The organism is Nitrospira sp. Nam80, from assembly GCF_965152575.1.
This window is the reverse complement of sequence record NZ_OZ224216.1, coordinates 413068-435291: the sequence shown is the minus strand read 5'-3', so window position 1 is coordinate 435291 and position 22224 is coordinate 413068. Positions and strand designations below refer to the sequence as shown.

Sequence of the window (22224 nt, the reverse complement as noted above, 5' to 3'; positions counted from 1 at the left end):
TCACGCTCCCCGCGACAGAAACTTGGCGGTCAATTTCGTCGCATCCCGCGCCGGGGTTCCCTCCGAAGCCGCATCCGCCTCATTGAACCGCTTGCCGGCGGTTCGCACATGTAGGGGCCCTTCGCACAGGGCATACAGAAGTGGACCGGCAATCTGTTCACGGCCGACAGATGAACCGGGATCACAAGCAACAAGCAGGCGGAATGCATCTCGGTTCTCTAAAAGGTGCAGTAACGGTCCCACCAAGTCTCGATCAAACTTTTCGATCGCTCCCACTTTGTTTTTGACATCCCGGTCGTGAAGCGCAGCATCCGGAAGACCGGCATGGATATAGACAAGATCGCGGCGGTGTAATTCGCGCTCGACACTTGTCGAATACGCCCCGTATTGCGAGGCGTCCGTTTCCTGCTCGGCCGATAAATCGACCATGTTCAGCCCCGCACAAATGCCGACCCCCCGATGCGCCTCGCTTGCCGAAATGACGGCTCCCGTCAACGAATAACGCTCCGCAATCGACGGCCATTCCAACGCGCGACCCTGGCCCCATAACCAAAGACAATTGGCCGGGTTGAGTCCCTCGGCGCGCCGCTCATCATTCACGGGATGATCGCGGAGGATAACAAGAGAGGCTTCCATCAGTTTACGCAACGTATCGGCGCCGTCTCCCGAAGGCAAATACTCGGCAACCGCACGTCCCACAACTTGTTGCGGATCCGCACATACCGAGCGCGCCTTCCCACCGACCCATACCATGAGATGCCGATGGCCCGAGCCGGGATAGAATTGGATCGTCTCCGATCCCAGTTGCTCATTCATGATGTCAATGAGTTCGCGCGCCTGTTCGGTTTCAATCGACCCGGCCGTCGCATCTTCCATCACGACATGGGGACCAAGCTTTTTCACGTCAAAATCGCGGTTCGAACCATTCGGCGGTGAATCACCACCAAAAGTGACCATAGTGCAGCGAAACACCACATCATGTTCGCCGACGGAGACACCCAAACTGGCCGCCTCCAAAGGCGCCGGCCCCGTGTAATATTTTCGCGGGTCATAGCCCAGCAAAGCCATGCCGGTCATTTCACTGCCGAACTGATGAGCTTCATTCGGAACCACGATCTGGCCAAACTCGCCGCTCTGCGCAATACGATCCAGATTCGGCGTGTCGGCTGCTTGAAGCGGCGTCCGTCCATCTAGTTCCGGCCGCGGCATATCGGTCAGGCCGTCTGCGTGCAAAATCACATATTTCATCGGATCATCATGAATCGGCTACACATTAAGCAGGCGAGCAACATCCTCTCGAGTCGCTTTCACAGTCTTGGGTTGGCGGGAAATACTAATGGCGGTGTCGGCATCCTTCAAGCCATGACCGGTCAATGTACAGACGATGGTTTCTCCTTCTTTCAGCAAGCCGGCCCGACTCATCTTCACCACACCGGCCACCGAAGCCGCGGAAGCCGGTTCGCAAAAGACGCCTTCCTCAGCAGCCACAAGCGCATACGCGCTCAAGATATCCTCATCGGTCACCATATCGATCATGCCCGACGATTCTGCCACCGTTTCAAGAGCGGCCTCCCAACTGGCGGGATTACCGATACGTATCGCCGTGGCGACTGTTTGTGGCTCCTCGACGACCCGGCCCAGCACAATCGGCGCGGCGCCCGCCGCCTGAAATCCAACCATCCGCGGCACGCGCGTGACCTGATTCGCGGCCCGATATTCTCGATACCCCCTCCAGTACGCGGTGATATTACCCGCATTCCCTACCGGAAGTACATGGATTGAGGGCGCATCTCCCAATTGATCACAGACCTCCATCGCCGCGGTTTTTTGTCCCTCGATACGAAAGGGATTGATGGAATTGACCAAGACTACCGGATAGGCGACCGCAAGTTCCTTGACGATGGTCAGCGCCTGATCAAAATTTCCTTCGACTTGGATGACCGTCGCCTGGTGCATCATGGCCTGTGACAATTTGCCGAGCGCGATCTTGCCGGCAGGAATCAAAACATAGACGGATAAGCCGGCCCGCGCCCCATACGCGGCGGCCGACGCGGAGGTGTTTCCCGTTGAGGCACACATGACCGCTTGGGCCCCTTCCTCAAGAGCCTTGGAAATAGCCATGGTCATGCCGCGATCCTTGAAGGAGCCGGTCGGATTGACCCCTTCATATTTCAGATACAGATCTGCACCGGGCGCAATTTTCTTCGCCAGGCGGGACGCGCGGATCAGCGGCGTATTGCCTTCACCCAGCGTCACGACAGGCGTCGCGGCGGTAACGGGAAGGAATTTTCGATATTCTTCGATGATGCCGCGCCAGCGAGTCATTGGAAGTGGTTTACCTTCGGCCGTTTTATGAGGACACGAGCGGCGATCAATCGTCCGTTCCTTCAACACGAATAAGAGTGGTCGGCTCCGAGATAAATGACATCCGGTCAATCTCCTGCAGAGCCAACTGCACGTCGCGTTCACGAGCGGTGTGGGTCATGATCACGACCGGTACGGTTTGGCCTGCTTTCCGTCCTTCCTGGAGCACCTTCGAAATGCTGATCCCATGCTGCCCTAATACGCCGGCGATCTGGGACAGCACACCGGGCCGGTCCAACACCATAAAACGAAGATAATACAACGAGGAAATTTCTTCCATCGGTCGCATTCGCAATGGACGTCGGTGATCCTGCCGGAACGAAGCCGGTGGCACCCGCCCGGTGGCACCTTTCAAGAGATTTCTCCCCGCCGCGATGATATCGCCCACCACGGCGCTGCCGGTAGGCAATGACCCGGCCCCTCGTCCATACAGGACGACATCCTCTACGGCGGCGCCGACGAGTTGAATGGCGTTATATACGCCTTCCACCTTGGCGATCTGGGACGAAGACGCCACCATGGTGGGATGAACGCGCGCCTCAACCTCGCCATCGGAGTACTTCGCAATCGCCAAGAGCTTGATCGTGAATCCAAACTCCTTCGCGTAGGCGATATCGAGCGGAGTCAGGCGGGTAATGCCTTCCGTATAGACATCCTTGAAATTGACCGGCGTGCCGTAAGCCAAACACACCATGATTGTAAGCTTATGGGCAGAATCCGTCCCGGCGATGTCGAACGTAGGATCCGCCTCGGCATAGCCGGCACGCTTCGCTTCTTCGAGCACCACCTCAAACCGGTGTCCTTCGCTGGTCATCCGGCTGAGAATATAGTTCGACGTGCCGTTGATGATTCCGTAAATCGATTGGATGTGGTCGCCGGCCAATCCTTCCGTCAGTGTGCGGATGACCGGAATCCCTCCGCCGACACTTGCTTCAAATCCTATGTCCACGCCGTATCGGGCCGCCGCCTCGAAAATTTCCTCTCCGTGGACGGCCAACAGGGCCTTGTTCGCGGTCACCACTTGTTTACCGTTCGCCATGGCGTCCATGAGAACGCGCTTGGCGGCATCATATCCGCCCATGAGTTCCACGACGACATCCACACGGGGATTCTCTAGAATGTCTCTGGCATGGGTCGTCATCAATCCCGGAGGAAGCTGCAGGCCTCGGTCACGGGTTACGTCAAGGTCAGCAATGCCTATCAGAGTCACGGGAACGCCCAGGCGGCGGCGAATCAGCGCGGCATTGTCGAGCAGAATGCGCGCGACACCGGTTCCCACCGTGCCGAATCCGATGATGCCGACTCCGATCTCAGCCCTCATGCAGGTTCACCATCGAGCTTCAACGCCTTGCGGATCCCGCGAATCGCTTGCCGGGTGCGATGCTCGTTTTCGACCAAGGCAAACCGCACAAACTCATCTCCTCCTTCACCGAACCCAATGCCCGGCGACACCGCCACCTTCGCATCGGCCAATAGGAGTTTGGAGAACTCCAGCGAACCCATATGGCGATAGGCGCCGGGGATTCTCGCCCACACAAACATGGTCGCTCGAGGCAATGCGACCGGCCAGCCGATTCTATTCAGCCCGTTGACCAGCACATTGCGGCGGCTTTGATACCGTTGGACGACTTCTTTGACACAGTCCTGTGGTCCATTGAGCGCCACTGTGCTGGCGATTTGAACCGGTTGAAAGATGCCATAATCCAGATAACTCTTGATTTTGGCCAGCGCGCCCACGACTTCCCGGTTTCCCACGCAGAATCCGACCCGCCATCCCGGCATATTGTAACTTTTGGATAACGTGTAAAACTCCACACCGACATCCTTGGCTTCCGGAACTTGTAAAAAACTCGGCGCGCGGTATCCATCAAACACGATATCCGCATAGGCCAGATCATGAATCACGATCACGTTATGCTCTTTGGCGAAGGCGACAATTTTCTTGAAGAACTCCAGATCAACGACGGCGGTGGTGGGGTTATGCGGGAAATTGATGACCAAAATCCGCGGGCGGGGTAACGTCTGCCGGTAGACCCGCATCAAGTCATCAAAGAAATCGCTGTCCTGACGGAGTTCGATGCCGCGCACCTCGCCGCCGGCAATAATGAAGCTGTACATATGAATGGGATACGTCGGAGTCGGCGTGAGCACGACGTCGCCGGGACCGATCATGGCGAGCGCCAAATGCGCGATACCTTCCTTTGATCCAATCGTAACGATCGTTTCAGTTTCAGGATCCAATTCAACATCATAGTTTCGCCGATACCAGCCGGCGATGGCATGACGAAGCTTCGTGATACCGCGAGAGGCGGAATAGCGATGGTTCTTGGCCTTCTTGCAGGACTCGATCAGCTTATCGACGATATGAGGGGGAGTCGGTTGGTCTGGATTCCCCATCCCAAAATCAATGATGTCTTCACCGCGGTGTCGGGCCTCCAGCTTGAGCGCCTGGACCTGCGCAAAGACATACGGGGGAAGCCGCTTGAGTCGATAAAACCCTTCTGCCATACCCATAACGAATCGTCACTCCTGTCGGCGGGCTTGGAGTCCGAACGGCTGGAAAGGAACGTATTCTAATAGAGGCGTGTCATTGAGTCAATTTCCCCGTGATTCTATGGGGTTCGAATCGGCAGCCCAGGCTATGTTTTTTTCACATTATTCAATGTGTCCCAATGATGGCTCTCGCCTATGCTCCTTGCTCACCGAGTTGTTTTCTGCTAATAATGCTCGATCCATTTCATCCATTTATCTCTGATTTTCGATCTGTTGCGCCCCATTTGCCCATCGAGAAGTTGTCTAACCGTATGGCCCGTTTAGGCGTGAATGTCGATCATGTCGCAACCTTGCGACAGGCCCGCGGCGGCAAGGATCCCAATCCGTTGGCGGCAGCGGTACTCGCAGAATTGGCCGGTGCCGACGGCCTGGTGGTTCATTTGAGGGAGGATCGCCGCCATATTCAGGATCGAGACCTTACGTTACTTCGAGAAATAATTACTACCAAACTCGATCTTGAAATGGCTGCCGACGAGACTATGGCAAAAATCGCCCTCAATGTGAAGCCGGATCTGGTGACCCTCGTTCCTGAACGCCGGCAGGAATTGACGACGGAAGGTGGTCTCGATGTTGCCTCCCATAAGGAGAAGGTCCAGCGAATCATCGAACTGCTTCGTGACGGTGGGATCCCGACCAGCCTGTTCATCGAACCGAATCTGGACCAGATTAAAGCCGCCCAGAAAGTCGGAGCCACCTATGTCGAGCTCCACACCGGGCGCTATGCCAATGCAAAAAAGTCGAAGGATGAAGACGAGGAATTCGATGCGCTGACCCAGGCGGCTAAATTAGCTTATAAATTCGGTCTCGGCGTGAACGCGGGACATGGTCTCAATTATAAGAATATCCGGCGGCTGGTGCGCATTCCGGAAATCGTGGAGTACAACATCGGGCACAGTATCATCGCCCGGGCCGTTCTCGTCGGCATGGAACAGGCGGTCCGAGAAATGAAAGAACTCCTTCGCTGATCCTGAGCGTGCACGCCGCCCTCTACAGCCATCCTCATGGACAGGCACCCTTCACCGGCTTGACGGCATCATGAAAATTGTCACGGTCTCCCAAATGCAATTGCTTGATCGGCGGGCGATCACGGAGGCACGTATTCCCAGCCTCGTTCTCATGGAACGGGCCGGGGCCGGAGTCGTCCATCAGCTCGAGCACCACTTCGCGCCCCTGAACGACAAACGCATCACGATCGTCTGCGGCAAGGGGAATAACGGCGGAGATGGATTTGTTGTCGCCCGATTGTTGGCGCGGAAACGTGTCGCAATTCAGGTCCTATGCCTGGCAAAAGCGGCTGATTTGAGCCGGGACGCACGGGTGATGCATGCGCGGTTGCTGCGCGTTGCGAACAAGAGCGCGATTCGATCTGTTTATGATCCACAAAGTCTCCGTGGCCTGTTTGGAGAGAGTGACATCATCGTCGATGCAATCTTGGGCACAGGGCTCTCCACTGTCGTTTCCGGGGCGTATGAGCAGATCATTCAGGCGATAAATGACGCGGGGCGTTTGGTGGTCTCCGTTGACGTTCCGTCGGGTCTGAACGCTGACACAGGCGCCGTTCTGGGCGCCGCAGTTCGTGCGGACCTCACCGTCACGTTCGGATTGCCGAAAATCGGGCTCTACATCGGCCAAGGAGTTGATCATGCCGGTTCGACCCATGTGGTGGATATCGGCATTCCAAACTCTATGGCGGACGAGATTGAAAGCCGGACTGTCTTATTGACGCATGCCGTGGCAAAGGCTTCGCTGCCTCGCCGTACCCCTTCGTCTCACAAAGGAACGTACGGGCATGCAGCGATCATTGCGGGTTCAGTGGGTAAAACCGGAGCGGCTGCCATGGTCGCCAAGGCGGCCTTGCGGGTTGGAACCGGGCTGGTGACCGTGGCCATTCCATCCAGCGTGAACGACACGCTGGAAGGCAAGTTGCTCGAAGCGATGACCATGCCGATGCCGGAGACGAAAGCCCGTACCCTGGCGCGTTCCGGACTTGATCGCCTCCTCGCATTCGCGCGGGCACGGACCGCTGTCGCAATCGGTCCCGGATTGACGACCCATCCGGAGACCGTCGAATTGATTCAGGAACTCATCAAGCGAGTGGACAAACCGTGCGTCCTTGACGCGGACGCGCTCAACGCCCTGGCAGGAAAGGCCTCCCTGCTCACAGAGAGCAAACTTCCGCCTATTTTGACGCCGCACCCGGGGGAGATGGCGCGCTTGGAAATCGACGCGTCCCCACAGTCAATCAATGCGGACCGCATCGGAATTGCCGGCCGGTTTGCCAGGGAGCGCGGGGTATTAATCGTTCTCAAGGGCGCGCGCACCGTCGTGGCCAGGCCCGACGGCATGATAGCAGTCTGCCCCACGGGGAATCCCGGTATGGCGACAGCGGGCACGGGGGATGTCCTGACCGGCATGATTGTGGGTCTCTTGGCGCAAGGGCTTACCCCATGGGACGCCGCATGCACCGGCACCTACTTCCACGGACTCGCGGGTGATTTCGCCGCCGCCCAGATTGGGCAAGCGGCGATGACGGCTGGTGATCTCATTGAGCATATCCCCAAAGCCTTCGCGGCCTTCGCGCAAGCGACCGGCTCGTAAGCCTCAACCGCCGGACAACGCGCCTTCGGACGTCTTCCATCCCATCGCCGCAGGCTCTTGGCACTGGAAGAAGATATTACGATCCATGGGCGAAACCCTCGGCCTCGGACGCGCCATCGGTCAGGCGCTTCTGGGTGGAGAAGTCCTTGCCTTATACGGCCTCGTGGGAGCAGGGAAGACGACCTTGGTGAAAGGGATTGCAGAAGGGTTAAGAGCCGACCCGAACATCGTGGCCAGTCCTACCTTTGTGCTGATCCAGGCCTACCGGGGGCGTCTCCCTTTGGTCCATGCCGACCTCTATCGCATGCAATCCGATGAGGACATATTGTCATTGGGCCTCGACGAATATTTTGACGACGCGACGGTCACTGCAATCGAATGGGCGGACAAGGCTCCCCGGTCTCTCCCGCATGACAGATTGGAAATCCGGCTGGAACACCGCACCGTGCGATCGCGTGCCGCTTCATTAAGAGCCCTGGGGCCCCTGTCTGTCCGCCTCTTAAGAGCTCTCCGTTCCGCATTCGATTCCGTGCCTGCCGATGGCCATCCATCCCGGAAGCGTGTACAATCCGCCTCTCCCCGGAGGCCCCGGTCGTGATACGGCTCGTTCTTGTCGGAACCCTCCTGCTGCTATCCCTGTCGTTTTTTCTGCAGAATCAAGAGCAGGAAGTCACCCTCCGATATTTTTTCGGGCTACGCTCGGCTTCCACGCCGATCTATAAGCCGATCCTCGCCGCGTTTGGTATCGGTCTCCTCGTCTCCGGTATTCTTCTGTTCCCCGCATGGATTCGGGGACGAATCGAATTGAGACGGAAGACAAAAGCCTTGCAGGAAGCGGAAGTCGATCTCGAACGACTCAGGCAGTCCTTAGACAAAGCCGCCCACCCATCCGAATTTTCCCCATCCTCCGCGTTCTCCGAGGACCAGTCCAATGGGTGAGGCCGACCTGTCCCCATTGATGCGCCAATATCGCGACATCAAGCAGGGATGTGCCGATGCGATCTTATTTTTTCGCGTGGGCGACTTTTATGAAATGTTCTATGAAGACGCCGTTGAAGCATCCGCTCTTCTGTCGATCGCATTGACCTCCCGTGATAAGAACTCCGAGCAGCCGGTTCCGCTGTGCGGCGTCCCGTATCACGCAGCCACCGGCTATATCGCCAAGCTGCTCAAGGCGGGGCGCACGGTGGCTCTTTGCGAACAAGTCGAAAATCCGGCCGCGGCCAAAGGGCTGGTGCGCCGGGAAGTGGTGCGTCTCTATACTCCGGGCACTCTGGTTGACGGTGAATTTCTACTTCCCTCACAGGCCAATTTTCTGGCCGCTGTGGCGACACACCCTTCACCAAACGAGCGTCCAGGAGTGTGTGTCATCGGACTCGCGGTTATCGAGGTCTCCACCGGCTCTTTTTATGCGGAAGAATTCTTTGGAAAGCAGGCCATCGCCGGCTGCACCGATGAATTGGCGCGGATCGAACCGAAGGAGTTGCTCTTCTCGGATGCCGCCCCGCCGGACGCAAAACAGTGGTTAAACGGCCTCAAAGGTCCTCGCCTCAACGAACGGCCGGCATCCTGGTTCCGCTTCCACGAAGCCCGCCGCTTCTTACTTGAACATTTCAAACTCCATTCGCTTGACGGCTTCGGCTGCGCGTCTTTGTCATTGGGCATTGAAGCGGCGGCAGCGGTGCTCCGCTACCTGTACGAAAGCCAGCCCTCATCCACATTCGACCATATTACTTGCTTGAAAGTACGCCGCGCGCAGGATGCGATGGCTCTGGATGCCGCCACGATTCACAATCTTGAACTGGTCCGGACGATTCACAATACCGAACCTGCCGCGAGGCATCGGGACCGTACTCTCTTGAGCGTGCTGGATCATACGGTGACGGCCATGGGAACCCGCCTGCTGCGGGAATGGGTGCTGCGTCCTCTCCTGAACTGCGCTTCGATTCAATTGAGATTGGACGCCGTCGCCGAACTCAAAGAGCATCACGCCTCCCGCGCGGCCTTGCGGTCCTGCTTACGGACCGTCCAAGACATTTCGCGTTTGAGCAGCAGAATCTCGCTCGGTGTCGCGACTCCGCGCGATCTCGTCGCTCTGTGCCAATCCGTTTCCGTGCTGTCCGAAATAGTGGGCTGCCTGGATGGGCTGGCGGCTTCGCTCTTGAAAGATATCCGGTCTTCCTGGGATTTCGCGACGGATATCTATGATCTGATCGAGCGGGCATTACTCTCGGAAGCGCCGATTTCCAGCCGGGACGGCAATCTCTTCAAGGACGGCTATCATCCCGGCGTCGATGAGTTCCGCAAGGCCGGACGCGAAGGCCGGGGATGGATCGCCTCACTGGAGGCGCAGGAGCGCCAACGCACCGGCATTGATTCTTTGAAGGTGCGCTACAATAACGTGTTCGGCTATTACATCGAAATTACCAAACCGCACCTCTCAAAGGTCCCCGCCGATTTCATCCGTAAACAAACGCTGGCCAATGCAGAGCGGTTCACCACTGCGCAACTCAAAGAACTCGAAGAACGCGTGATCGGAGCGGAAGCAAAGCTCAAAGCGCTCGAGCACGAACTCTTCGAAAGCTTGCGCAGGCGCCTGGCATGCGAATCGGCGAGGCTTCAGAAGATCGCCGAGCGGCTTGCTCTGCTGGACGTGCTGGCGGCTCTCTCCGAAGCAGCCGCGCTCAATCGATATGTCCGTCCGATCGTCGATGAATCGGGCTCGATCGCCATCGCGGAAGGCAGACACCCGGTCGTCGAACAATTGGATGGCTTCGATGGATTTGTGCCCAATGACACCCGCTTGAACCTCCAGGATCATCGTCTGGTGATACTGACGGGACCAAATATGGCCGGAAAAAGTACTTATCTGCGACAAGTCGCACTGATTACGCTTCTCGCTCAAATCGGAAGTTTTGTACCGGCCAAAGAGGCCCGCATCGGCCTGGTAGACCGCATCTTTACCAGGGTCGGCGCGTCCGATAATCTCGCCGCCGGCCAAAGTACATTTATGGTTGAGATGACGGAGACCGCCCAGATTCTGAATTGTGCGACACGGAATAGTTTGATTCTTCTCGATGAAATTGGGCGGGGGACTAGTACCTATGACGGGCTGAGCATTGCCTGGGCCGTGGCCGAGTATATTCAGGATACCCAACGGCTTGGCGCACGGACGCTCTTTGCCACCCATTACCATGAGATGACGCAACTTGAGACGCTGCGAGAAGGCATCCGCAACTATCGCGTTGCAGTGCAGGAGCGGGATGGCGAGGTTTTATTCTTGCGAAAGATCGTGGCGGGCGGCGCGGATCGAAGCTATGGGATTCATGTGGCGAAATTGGCCGGCCTTCCGCCTGCTGTCATTCTTAGAGCACAACAGGTACTTGTTCAGCTGGAGCAACCGACCACCATTCCGATCCGGGAACCGGCCCAACAACACTTCTCGTTTGATCCTTCGGCTCCCCGTTCCCATCCCTTGCTTGAGGAAGTCCGGCAGCTCGATATCTTCTCGCTTACGCCGCTCGACGCGCTGAATAAACTGGCCGACATCCGGCGCCGTCTGGAGATCGATGAAGAAGAGAGTTCCTCGGGGTAGCTCAAAAAGAAAAGGCGGCGTCCAATGGACGCCGCCTTTCCGCGAAACTCCGTAGCGTTTGAACGCTTCGACTCAGTGCTTACCGGTGTTGTATTGCGCCGTCCAGGGAACCAACCCAGCCAATGGCTTCCCACTTGGAGCCATCACATCATACTGCAATGGGAGCGTACCCTCACCCTTTGGAGTTGTGTTCAACGCCTGCTTAGCCGCCGCACATCCCTTGTCCATCTCATCCTTGCCGACACAGTCCTTTAAGCGCAAGGAACTGATGCTGCGAGGATGACCAATGGACCCAGCATTCTCATCGAGCTTCTTCACTGCCGTGATGACTCGATGGTTCTGCTCCGTCTCCTGAGCCGTGAACTCAACGAGCGTCGTAGCCGAAGCGGGCGGCACTTCCTTCGCCGCGGCTGGCCCCGCATGCGGGCGGGCCATCGACTTCAACTGCTCCCAGACATTCTTGTCGGCTGCATAGAACTTTACATTCTTGCCGGGATGGATCTTCTGCCAGAACAGACCGCTCTCGGCATTGCCGCCGAACACCGCGATGTTGATCCACACCGCTTCATCGTACGGGTCAAGGATGATAACGCGCCCTTGCAGCGTGGTCGGCTTGCTCATATCTCCCCATTCGAACCGTTCTTGAAAGGCTTCAATGGCCAGCGCAGTGGAGGACAACCCCACTACCAAAGCCACGGCAGCCATGAAGGCCCAGCCCTGCTTATGAAGCTTCATCATGTATCCTCCTCAAAAGAAAGCTATGAATGATTAGGAGTGGACGCCAATTAATCTGCCTTCAAAACTTTAAATCCCGTGATCGTCCGCCCGTCAAGCGTGACTTCCATGGCGACCAAATCCTGGGATGCCTTGATGATTTGATCCATCAGGGCTTTATCCTTTACCGCCAAACGAACGGTCGTTGCGGCATGGTACCAGCCTGAATAGGGATTGTTCTTATCAGTTCCCCCGACGAAACCCCAAGCACAACACGTAAACAAGGGATCCGGCGGCTTCACGTCCATCTGGGTAGATGATCGACCCGCTGGGGTGCCCGAGGCTGGTTCAGCGGTGTTCCAGTATTGGATGCCGAAGAGAATTTCGCTGTCCGGATTGTCGGCCCACTGCGACCACACACGGCCCTTGAGAGTATTAACAGCCTCCCCCTTGAAGTTCTTACCTCCACCAGTCGTGATTTCGGCCGGCCCTGTTACTTTACCTGGGGGATCATCGGCTGCAGCGACCAATCCGGCCGTCAGGAAGCCGACCACAGAGAACACTGCGCAAGCGGCTACTGCTACGACCCTATTCATAACCCTATCCCTCCTTGGAAAAGATGATGATGACCAAGAAACCCTAAAAGAACAAAACAAGCAAGAGTTCAAAAATACATACATTTGAGAGAACGCCCCAGCAGAGGAAGTGCGTTCGACACCCCCTTTCGCCCTGCTTACTTCCTCTCTTTGAGTCAGAGAATACGTATCCACGCGGTAAAAACGCGCTCATCGTACTGAAATCAGGAAACTGTGTCAAGGAAATGTTTTCTCCTGTTTTCCTTGTATCGTAATAGGATAAAGCATCGTTCTGTCAATGACTTAGACTGACGATCGCAGCGGTTACCTCGGCGGGAATAGCGGTCCTAAAGCCGGCTCTTTGACGTCCGGCAATAACCGCTATTGCGGAGAAAAATCCTGGAGATTTTTCGGTGTGATGGGCCCAAGCGCGGTAATGGAGAGTTGATCGAGGTTCAGCAGTTCACGGCCGACCCGATACACTTGTTCAGTCGTCACTCGATCGATCTCGCCAACCATTTGCTCGAGTGACACATGACAGCCTTGGGAAAGCTCATCTTTGGCAAGTTTGCTCATCCGGCTGTGTGAACTTTCCAGGCTGAGCATTAAACTTCCTTTCATCTGGTTCTTCACGCGGGCCAGATCCTTCGCTTCCACGCCGTTCGACCGCATGCGCTTCAGTTCACGTTGCACGAGTTGAATGACCCGCTCAACTTCGCGCGGACGCGTTCCGGCATAAATCGTAATCATTCCTCCGTCGGAATAGGTCGAGAGGAATGAGTAAATGGAATAAACCAGTCCTCGCTTTTCCCGAACTTCTTGGAAAAGGCGTGAACTCACACTGCCGCCTAAGACACCGTTCAAGGCATGAGCCGCGTATCGATCTTTATGTCCCGCGGCGACGCCCTGAAGGCCGAGGCAGAGGTGAACCTGCTCCAAGGCCTTCTTTTGAACCAATAATCCAGGAGATACTTCAGGCGGCCATCGGTGAGGCATCACCCCGGTGGCGGGACGCCCCCCACCGAAACACCGCAACAAAAGCTGCTCGAGCCGTTTCCAGCTGAAATTACCGGCCACGGCAATGACGGTTTGCCGCGGATCATAGTGTGCTCGGATGTAGGCCAGCAGATCTTTACGATCAAGGTTTTCGACACGCGTCGCATTCCCGAGAATCGGCCGCCCGAGCGGGTGATCGCGAAGCATGTGTTTCATGTGTAGCTCTTGCACGAGATCTTCCGGATCATCCTGGACCATCCGGATTTCTTCCAGGACGACCTGTTTTTCCTTTTCCACTTCCTTTGAATCAAAACGGGAGCGATAGAAAAGATCCGACAGCAGTTCGAGCGCGGCTTCAAGCTGTTGATCCAGAACTTTGACGTAGAAGGTCGTGGTCTCGCGGGTAGTGAAGGCGTTCATTTCACCGCCGAGCGCATCGATCTCGCGTGAAATTTGTGTAGCGGACCGCCGTTTGGTCCCCTTGAAGAACATGTGTTCGAGGAAATGGGAGAGCCCCTCTTCCCCCTGCTGTTCATCCCGCGAACCGACGTTCACCCAAATGCCGATCGTGACCGACTTGAGTGTGGGAATATGCTCGGCCACGATGCGGAGGCGGTTATCAAGGACGATCTTGCGATACACAGCATTTACCCTGCGGTTGTGGGTTCTTTGGGGGCGGCAGGAGCTGGAGCCGGCATGGTTTCCTTGCGGCTGAGCCTGATCTTTCCCTGCTTATCAATCTCAAGAACCTTCACCATGATCTGGTCGCCTTCCGCTACTTCGTCCGAGACGGCCTTCACGCGATGATGTGCCAGCTGCGAGATATGCACGAGCCCGTCCGTACCGGGCAGCACCTCGACGAAAGCGCCGAAATCCATGATCTTGCGCACCGTCCCGAGATAGATCTTGCCGACTTCGACTTCCTCGGTGAGCCGCTTGATCATTTCGATCGCTTTCTGCGCGGAGGCCTCGTCAGATGAAGCCACCGTCACATCCCCTGTATCCTCGACATTGATCTTGGCGCCGGTTTCGGAAATGATCCCGCGGATTGTCTTCCCGCCTGGGCCGATGACATCGCGGATCTTGTCTTGTTTGATCTTCATCGGGAAAATCCGCGGCGCAAAGGGTGAAAGCTTCGTGCGCGGCGCGCCCAACGCCTGAAGCATCCGATCCAAGATGTGTAAACGCCCGGCCTTGGCCTGCTCCAACGCTTCCTGCATCAGAGGTGCGGTAATCCCGCCGATCTTGATATCCATCTGCAGGGCGGTAACCCCGCGTTTGGTTCCCGTCACCTTAAAATCCATATCCCCTAGATGGTCTTCCAGACCGAGGATATCGGACAGCACCATGACCCGCTCGCCTTCCTTGATCAGACCCATGGCAATACCGGCCACCGGCTCCTTGATCGGCACTCCGGCGTCCATCAAGGCCATCGTCCCACCACACACGGTCGCCATGGAAGACGAACCGTTGGATTCCAGGATGTCCGACACGATGCGAAGGGTATAAGGAAACTTATCTTTTGCGGGCACGATACACTTCAGCGCCCGCTCGGCTAACGCGCCGTGCCCCACTTCCCGGCGTCCCGGCGAGCGTAGGGGTCTGGCCTCTCCGACGCTGAACGGAGGGAAATTGTAATGCAGCATGAACGTGCGGGAATATTCTCCTTCCAGCGCGTCGATTCGCTGTTCGTCTTCCGTCGTCCCTAATGTCACAACGGCCAGACTTTGTGTCTCGCCGCGCGTAAACAATGCCGACCCGTGGGTCCGTGGCAACACGCCGACCTCGCAGGTAATCGGCCTGATGTCCGACGGGCCTCGCCCGTCCGCGCGCACACCGCGCTCCAGGATCATGCTGCGCACTTCCGTATATTCAAGCGAATGGAACGTGAGCCGGACGTGGCGCTCGCGATGCGGGTCGTCATTTTTAAACTTCTCAACCGCCTCGGCCAAAATCTGATCGAGTCGTTCCTGCCGGGCCGTTTTGTTCGGAATGAGAATGGCTTCACGGATCGGATTGGCAACCAATACGCGCACCTCACCGGCCAATGTTGAATCGATGTCTTCCACCGGAACGATCCGTTTCGGCTTGCCGGCCATGGCCTGAAGCTCGACGATTTTGGCCACGATTTTTTTGATTTCGGCGTGAGCCAACTGGATCGCTTCCAGCATGGTCGCCTCAGGCAATTCATTGGCGCCGGCCTCGACCATCATGACAGCGTCCGCCGTCCCCGCCACGACCAAATGTAGATCGCTGCGATCAAGCAGATCCATGTCCGGATTGACGACAAACTGGCCGTCGACGCGGCCGACCTTCACACCGGCGACCGGGCCTCCGAACGGGATAGATGAGATCGCCAGCGCGGCCGATGCCGCGGTAATGCCGATCACATCCGATGATCCCGTCTTATCAGCCGAAAGCACCGACGCGATGACCTGCGTTTCATTGTAGTAGCCTTCTGGGAACAGCGGGCGCAGGGGCCGATCGATCAGGCGGCTGGTCAGCACCTCTTTCTCAGACGGCCGCCCCTCACGCTTGAAATATCCGCCGGGGATTTTCCCCGCCGCATAGGCCTTCTCTTGATAATCGACGGTCAGCGGCAAGAAGTCGATGCCGGGCTTCGCATTCTGGGATGCCACGGCGGTCGCCAGCACAACCGTATCGGCATAGGAAGCCCACACCGCTCCGTCCGCTTGCTTGGCAACGCGTCCCGTTTCCAACCTCAGCCGGCGACCGGCCAATTCCAACTCAACTATGTGTGCCATCTCATGGTCTCCTCTTGATTATGCCCCACAGATGCCCACAGAAATAGACTCACTGTACAGAAATGAGGAACTAGAAATTTGGAATGAGGAATTGTTCTCCGGAAGCCGGCGCTCTCTATTCCCATTCCTCATTCCTAATTCATCATTGGGCTAAGGTGAGTCCATATCCGTGTTCACCTGCGCGGCGGAACACTATCGCCCCCGGCGCAAGGCGCCGAGGGAAGCGGTTATTTACGAATCCGTAAACGATCAATGGTGGACCGGTACCGTGCTTCGTCGATGCGGCGGAGATAGTCCAGCAGACGGCGGCGACGCCCGACTAATTGCAGGAGCCCTCGTCTGGAATGGTGATCTTTTTTGTGAAGCTTGAAATGGTCGGTGAGATAGCCGATGCGGTTCGTCAATATCGCAATTTGCACTTCCGGCGAGCCGGTATCCTGATCATGTTGCCGATATTGCCGGACCAATTCGTCCTTGGCTTCCTTCAACAAGGCCATACTGTCCTCTCCTTTTTTGATTTCATGACACGCACGTTGCGGTTTCCTGTGACATCAATACTTTCCTAATCGCGATCCGCTCATTGAGTTGTCCTCCAGAATTCAGATCGTTTGTCCCGCGGAGACTGCCTATCGCGAGAAGCTGCCCCGCCATATTTTTAATACGAATCGGCTCCTCTTGCAGCTTGTGGCAGTCGGGCTGACCATCCCAATTCATGACCATGTTGAGAGGCACCGGCACACCGTGCAACACAGTACGCGCGGTTTCGGGACCGATGCGGCAGGCAGGGAATCCCGCCAAAGCGGCATCAATCGGCATCATCGACGAACTCACTTTGCCGGCTTGCAACTGCCGCTCAAATTCCTCCACCGTGATGGATCGCTCCACCGTCAACGGCCCCGCTTTACTCCGCTCTAATGCCGATAAATGTCCCCCGACGCCTAATTTGGCTCCGATATCCGCACAGAGGGTCCGAATATACGTCCCTTTCGAACAGAGGACACGAAGATGAATATCCCGGCCGTCGATACGGTCGATGTGGAGTTCCTGAATGACGACCTCTCGCGCTGTCCGATCGATGATTCGCCCCTCTCGAGCGGTCTTATAGAGTGGAACCCCTTGGATTTTTACCGCTGAATACATGGGAGGAACTTGTTGAATCCGCCCCTTGAACGCCCCAACCGCCTGCCGGATATCGTCCTCGGTCACCTGATCCAAGGAGCGGCGATCAAGGACAGTCCCCGTCGCATCCAACGTGTCCGTCGTTTCGCCCAAGCGAAGAACGGCTCGATACTCCTTATCCCAATGAAGCAAATACTCTGCGATGCGCGTCCCTCTCCCGATCAAAATCGGCAGGACGCCGGTCGCCGCCGGATCGAGGGTTCCCGCATGCCCGATCTTAATGCCACGCAATGACCTCCGCACACGGGCAACCACGTCATGCGAGGTCCATCCCGCTTCCTTGTTGATGTTGAGGACACCGTCGCCGACTAAACTGCTCTCGGACGGTAGATTAATAGCAATCATCACGAATCCGTTCGGGTCTCCACGGAATCAGCCGGTGAGGCCGGCGATTCCTGGGCTGAGTCATGCAGACTGTCCAACAACTGAAGAATGCGATCGCCTCTCGGGCCGCTGATATCTTTGATAAACGATAAGTCTGGTAAATATCGTAACGACAGGCGCTTGCCCAATTCCGCCCGAATGAATCCGCTTGCTTTCGCTAGCCCGTCAAAGACCTGCCGTTCGGCTTCATCTCGCTCCATGGTCGTGACATAGACCCGGGCAAGCCGAAGGTCGCTGGTCAACTCCACGTCGGTCACCGTGACGGAACGCACGCGCGGATCTTTAATACGGCGCATCAAAATATCCGCCACTTCCATACGGATCTGATCGGCCACCCGCTCGGCCCGTTTATAGGTCGTCTTGGACATGAAAAACCCGCTACAGTAACTCAATTCGGGACCGCACCAGTTCGATCGTCGGGATCCCCCGGATCACGTTGAGCGCCTGCTCCAACACTTGATTGACATGAGCCGATTCATTGGCCACACAAGCCAACCCCAGGATCGACTTTTGCCACAGATCCTGCTCGCCGACTTCCGCCACCGAGAGATTGAACTTTTCGCGCAACCGATTCTTCAGACTCTGAAGAACCTGTCGTTTTCCTTTCAGGGAATGACCTTCAGGAATGAATAATTCAACGGTACAGACACCAACGATCATGCCCGTTGGCTTTGCGGCGTTGAGGACCGACCGGCCGTCTCAAGCTTGGCGGCAATCTTGTCGATGACATAGGCTTCGATGACGTCGCCGGCCTTGATGTCATTGAAGTTCTCAATGGTAATCCCGCATTCATAGCCTTGCTGAACTTCGCGGACGTCGTCTTTGAATCTTCGAAGGGAACCCAACTTCCCGTCGTAAACCACAACATGATCTCGAATGACTCTGGCGCCCGCGCTCGCGCGGGTAATCGTTCCATCGAGCACATAGGAGCCGGCGACCACGCCCGCCTTGGGAATCGTAAAGACTTGACGGACTTCGGCCCGCCCAAGGACACGCTCCTTCAACGTCGGCTCCAGGAGGCCTTCCATGGCGGCCTTAATATCGGCCAAGGCGTCATAGATAATGTTGTACAGCCGGATATCGACCCCTTCGTGCTCGGCCAGCGCTGCGGCTTTGGGTTCGGGGCGAATATTGAAGCCGATCACGATCGCCTTGGATGCCGCCGCAAGCAGGACATCGGTTTCCGTGATGCCGCCGACGCCGCTATGCATGACCTTCAGTTTCACGGCTCCGCCCGGCATCTTTTCCACCGCCGCAGCCAAGGCTTCGGCCGATCCCTGCACATCGGCCTTGATCACGATCGGAAGCTCCTTGACGTCTCCTTCCTGAATCTTGGCGAACAGATCATCAAGGCTGACCTTGGCTGATCCGGCCAACTCCGCAGCCCGTTGTTTCTGCGCCCGCGCCTCGGCGATGTCACGAGCCATCCGCTCGTCTTTCACGATAATGAACGGGTCTCCTGCAAGCGGAACACCGGGTAGGCCGATGACTTCCACCGGGATAGAGGGCCCAGCTTCCGCAACCTTGGTGCCGGTGTCGTTATTGAGCGCACGGACCTTCCCGCTGAACGTTCCGACCACGAAGGCATCACCCACCTTTAAAGTCCCGTTTTGCACCAGCACGGTCGCGACGGGGCCGCGCCCCCGCTCCAACTTCGCCTCAATGACAAGCCCTTTTGCCATCTTCGTCGGATCCGCCTTCAACTCCAACACTTCGGCCTGCAGCAAAATCATTTCCAGCAACTGATCCAACCCGATTTTCTGCTTGGCGGAGACCTCCACCATGATCGTTTCTCCCCCCCAGGCCTCCGGTATCAGCCCATGCTCGGACAGGGCATTTTTCACCCGGTCCGGATTGGCGCCCGGCTTATCGATCTTATTAATGGCGACGACCAGCGGCACGCTGGCCGCCTGGGCATGATTGATCGCTTCGACCGTTTGGGGCATCACGCCGTCATCGGCGGCCACGACCAGCACGACAATGTCCGTCGCCTTTGCACCTCGGGCCCTCATGGCGGTGAAGGCTTCATGTCCAGGGGTATCCAGGAATGTGACCTGCTTACCTCGTACACTGACTGTATAAGCGCCAATATGCTGAGTAATGCCGCCCGCTTCGCCTTCCGCGACCTTCGCCTCTCGAATGGCATCAAGCAGCGACGTTTTTCCATGATCGACATGGCCCATGATCGTCACGACTGGCGGACGGGGTTGCAAATCTTCCTCTCCCTCCGTGCGCACCGCCTCTTCAAGCAACTCCTCTCCGGCTTTTTCAACCGCCACTTCGACCTTCGCCCCATATTCCTCGGCGATCAAGGCCGCCGCTTCAAGATTGATCGGCTGGTTAAAGGTGACCATCTGCCCCATATCCATCAATTTTTTCACAATTTCCGTAGGACGCTGACCGATCAACTCTGCAAAATCTTTCACGCTTACACCGGCCGTCAGTTTCACGCTTTTCTTCCTCGGTTTCGTGATTTCTGTAGGGGGACTATGGTGTGCATGCTTGGATCGATCCTCGCGCCGCTGAACCGGAATCGCCCGGAGATCCTGCCAGCGGGTGGCATCGTCGCGGAATCGAATATCCTCTTCTTCACGCTGGCGCGGTCCCTTCCGAGCTTTTTTCGCCTTGTCGCGCCCTTCGGCCTCCAAGCTCTCGATGGAAAAGCTCTTCTTCTTTCCGACGGGCGCCAGGGTATCCATGGCTGCCGACTTCGGCGGCGCCGGGGTCGCCGGGGTCGCCGGCACCTTGGCTTCTACCGTCACGGAAGGCGGAACGACCTCTGGAGCGCTGACTTCCGCAGCGGGAGGCTCTGTGGTAAGGGAAGCAACCGGCTCGGTCGGAATCGGCGGAACGATAGGTTGAACGGACGGCGGCCGCGAAGGCTGGTTCAACAAGGAGGCGGCATGGCTTGGCTCCGGCGTCGCCACAAGCGGCGCAATTTCCTCGTTACCCTCTTCTCGTTTTTTCTTGATCAGAATTCTCTTCTTATCCGGTTTGGCGGATTCGTCCGGCTGGACGCCGTGCGCTCTTGCGGAGGGTTCGTGAGGACCTCCCATGTCCCTGCCCTTTGCCGGCCGTTTTCCATCTTGACCATGCCCGAAGCCTTCCTGCGATGCGCCGGCGTCTTCCGCCTTGGTGGATCTCGGTCTGGAACTTAGTTTCTCAAGGGCCAGACGAACCGCATCATCATCGAGCGCGCTGCTGTGCGACGCCACAGCGATCCCGAGCCGCTTGAGTTCCGGAATGAGATCCCGATTTTCCATCCCGAGTTTTTTTGCTAGTTCATACACACGCATTGCGCTCAGTTCGCCTCGCTCCTCTAGAGGAATATAGTGACCTACTCCGTCTGTCCGGCTTGACTTCGCGCCTCCAGCCGAGCCTCTTCCTGTTGCCGCTGGGCCTCGGCCTCCTCCGCCAAGGCGGCCTTGATCTCCTTGTCTCGCTCGGCCTTCTCTTTTTCGTACTCCGTCGCGCTGATGATGTCGATTTTCCATCCAGTGAGACGAGCCGCCAGCCGCACATTCTGACCATTCTTTCCAATCGCGAGCGACAACTGCGAATCCGCCACGACGACCAGAGCCGATTTCTTGTCCTCATCGATGCCGACTTTTTCGATGGTCGCAGGGTTCAGCGCCTCGGCGATAAACACCCGGGGGTCGGACGTCCACGTGATGATGTCGATCTTTTCGCCGCGCAATTCCCGAACTACCGCCTGCACGCGGGATCCTTTGATGCCGACGCACGCGCCGACCGGATCGACCGCCTTGTCACGGGACGAAACAGCGATCTTGGTCCGGTCCCCGGGCTCTCGCACAATTGATTTAATCTCGACGATTTTTTCCCCGACTTCCGGCACTTCCATCTCGAATAATTTTGCCACAAACTGTGGATGGCTTCGCGAAAGGATGACCTGGACGTCTTTCGGCGTCCGCCGCACTTCCAGCAGCAAGGCTTTCACACGGTCGCCTCGCCGGTACGTTTCCCGCGGGATCTGTTCCTGAATGGGCAGCACGGCCTCTGTCTTTCCCAGATCGACGAGATAATTGCGCCGCTCCATCCCTAGAATGATGCCGTTGACCAGATCACCCTGCCGGGTCGAATATTCCTTTTGCACCGCCTCCCATTCCGCCTCGCGCACCTTCTGAAAAATCACCTGCTTGGCGGTCTGCGCGGCGATCCGTCCCAATTCATCCATTTCGATGAGCGATCCGATCTCATCCCCTACCTCGGCGCCGTCATCGAACTCGCGGGCCTCCTTCAGGGAGATTTCGGCCTTGGGATTGGTCACCGTGTCCACGATTACTTTTTTGGAGACGACTGAAATCTCACCCGTCTTCGGATCGATCTCGACTTGGATATTTTCCGCTTGACCAAATCGCTTCTTCGCGGCCGTTTGGAGGGCGGACTCAATCGCCCCGATTACTCTTGCCTTATCGATCCCTTTTTGACGACCGATTTCGTCAATGACCGCGATCAATTCTCTATTCATACCAGATACCCC

The 22224-nt window shown here is 57.0% G+C and carries 19 protein-coding genes; 5 read left to right on the top strand and 14 right to left on the bottom strand.

Annotated elements, in window-relative coordinates; genetic code table 11:
* The 4 genes from apgM to alaC are packed head-to-tail and all read right to left on the bottom strand — an operon-like array spanning position 1 to position 4872.
* A complete protein-coding gene (gene apgM / locus ACWGXE_RS02060; protein ID WP_447600937.1) occupies positions 1 to 1248 on the bottom strand; it encodes a 2,3-bisphosphoglycerate-independent phosphoglycerate mutase in 1248 nt (415 codons plus the stop codon).
* An 18-nt stretch (positions 1249 to 1266) separates the two neighbouring features.
* A complete protein-coding gene (thrC, locus tag ACWGXE_RS02055) occupies positions 1267 to 2325 on the bottom strand; it encodes a threonine synthase (protein WP_447600936.1) in 1059 nt (352 codons plus the stop codon).
* Positions 2326 to 2371: 46 nt separating this feature from the next.
* A complete protein-coding gene (locus tag ACWGXE_RS02050; RefSeq protein ID WP_447600934.1) occupies positions 2372 to 3685 on the bottom strand; it encodes a homoserine dehydrogenase in 1314 nt (437 codons plus the stop codon).
* A complete protein-coding gene (gene alaC / locus ACWGXE_RS02045) occupies positions 3682 to 4872 on the bottom strand; it encodes an alanine transaminase (protein ID WP_447603847.1) in 1191 nt (396 codons plus the stop codon). The genes ACWGXE_RS02050 and alaC overlap by 4 nt, the downstream gene beginning before the upstream one ends.
* 296 nt (positions 4873 to 5168) lie before the next feature.
* Here alaC and ACWGXE_RS02040 point away from each other — a divergent pair, with 296 nt between their 5' ends.
* The 5 genes from ACWGXE_RS02040 to mutS all read left to right on the top strand — a co-directional run bounded on the left by ACWGXE_RS02040 (position 5169) and on the right by mutS (position 11110).
* Entirely contained in the window at positions 5169 to 5882 is a 714-nt protein-coding gene (locus tag ACWGXE_RS02040) for a pyridoxine 5'-phosphate synthase (protein WP_447600932.1), read from the top strand.
* A gap of 70 nt (positions 5883 to 5952) precedes the next feature.
* Positions 5953 to 7515: an NAD(P)H-hydrate dehydratase gene (locus ACWGXE_RS02035; RefSeq protein ID WP_447600930.1), complete on the top strand. Its 1563-nt coding sequence runs from the start codon at positions 5953 to 5955 to the stop codon at positions 7513 to 7515.
* A gap of 85 nt (positions 7516 to 7600) precedes the next feature.
* Positions 7601 to 8113, top strand: coding sequence for a tRNA (adenosine(37)-N6)-threonylcarbamoyltransferase complex ATPase subunit type 1 TsaE (gene tsaE / locus ACWGXE_RS02030; RefSeq protein ID WP_447600928.1), 513 nt, complete (start codon positions 7601 to 7603; stop codon positions 8111 to 8113).
* Positions 8110 to 8454, top strand: a complete 345-nt coding sequence (locus ACWGXE_RS02025) for a LapA family protein (protein WP_447600926.1) — start codon at positions 8110 to 8112, stop codon at positions 8452 to 8454. Before tsaE ends, ACWGXE_RS02025 begins: the two co-directional genes overlap by 4 nt.
* Complete coding sequence (mutS, locus tag ACWGXE_RS02020) at positions 8447 to 11110, top strand: DNA mismatch repair protein MutS (RefSeq protein ID WP_447600924.1); 2664 nt, start codon at positions 8447 to 8449, stop codon at positions 11108 to 11110. Before ACWGXE_RS02025 ends, mutS begins: the two co-directional genes overlap by 8 nt.
* Before the next feature lie 72 nt (positions 11111 to 11182).
* Here the strand turns inward: mutS and ACWGXE_RS02015 are convergent, their stop codons facing one another.
* From ACWGXE_RS02015 to nusA, 10 genes are all read right to left on the bottom strand, one after another.
* The gene (locus ACWGXE_RS02015) at positions 11183 to 11848 is read right to left on the bottom strand and encodes a hypothetical protein (protein ID WP_447600922.1); all 666 of its coding nucleotides are present in this window, start codon (positions 11846 to 11848) and stop codon (positions 11183 to 11185) included.
* Positions 11849 to 11895: 47 nt separating this feature from the next.
* Positions 11896 to 12420: a hypothetical protein gene (locus ACWGXE_RS02010; RefSeq protein WP_447600920.1), complete on the bottom strand. Its 525-nt coding sequence runs from the start codon at positions 12418 to 12420 to the stop codon at positions 11896 to 11898.
* A 360-nt stretch (positions 12421 to 12780) separates the two neighbouring features.
* Positions 12781 to 14037, bottom strand: a complete 1257-nt coding sequence (locus tag ACWGXE_RS02005) for a M16 family metallopeptidase (RefSeq protein ID WP_447600918.1) — start codon at positions 14035 to 14037, stop codon at positions 12781 to 12783.
* Between the two features lie 5 nt (positions 14038 to 14042).
* A complete protein-coding gene (pnp, locus tag ACWGXE_RS02000) occupies positions 14043 to 16160 on the bottom strand; it encodes a polyribonucleotide nucleotidyltransferase (protein ID WP_447600916.1) in 2118 nt (705 codons plus the stop codon).
* Between the two features lie 227 nt (positions 16161 to 16387).
* Positions 16388 to 16657: a 30S ribosomal protein S15 gene (gene rpsO, locus ACWGXE_RS01995; RefSeq protein WP_447600914.1), complete on the bottom strand. Its 270-nt coding sequence runs from the start codon at positions 16655 to 16657 to the stop codon at positions 16388 to 16390.
* 22 nt (positions 16658 to 16679) lie between these two features.
* Positions 16680 to 17684: a tRNA pseudouridine(55) synthase TruB gene (gene truB, locus ACWGXE_RS01990; protein WP_447603845.1), complete on the bottom strand. Its 1005-nt coding sequence runs from the start codon at positions 17682 to 17684 to the stop codon at positions 16680 to 16682.
* A complete protein-coding gene (gene rbfA / locus ACWGXE_RS01985; RefSeq protein WP_447600913.1) occupies positions 17684 to 18091 on the bottom strand; it encodes a 30S ribosome-binding factor RbfA in 408 nt (135 codons plus the stop codon). Before rbfA ends, truB begins: the two co-directional genes overlap by 1 nt.
* Before the next feature lie 10 nt (positions 18092 to 18101).
* Positions 18102 to 18383: a DUF503 domain-containing protein gene (locus ACWGXE_RS01980; protein WP_447600911.1), complete on the bottom strand. Its 282-nt coding sequence runs from the start codon at positions 18381 to 18383 to the stop codon at positions 18102 to 18104.
* Complete coding sequence (infB, locus tag ACWGXE_RS01975) at positions 18380 to 21019, bottom strand: translation initiation factor IF-2 (protein ID WP_447600909.1); 2640 nt, start codon at positions 21017 to 21019, stop codon at positions 18380 to 18382. The genes ACWGXE_RS01980 and infB overlap by 4 nt, the downstream gene beginning before the upstream one ends.
* A gap of 41 nt (positions 21020 to 21060) precedes the next feature.
* On the bottom strand, positions 21061 to 22212 hold the full coding sequence (nusA, locus tag ACWGXE_RS01970) for a transcription termination factor NusA (RefSeq protein ID WP_447600907.1): 1152 nt from the start codon (positions 22210 to 22212) through the stop codon (positions 21061 to 21063).
* Positions 22213 to 22224 lie beyond the last annotated feature (12 nt).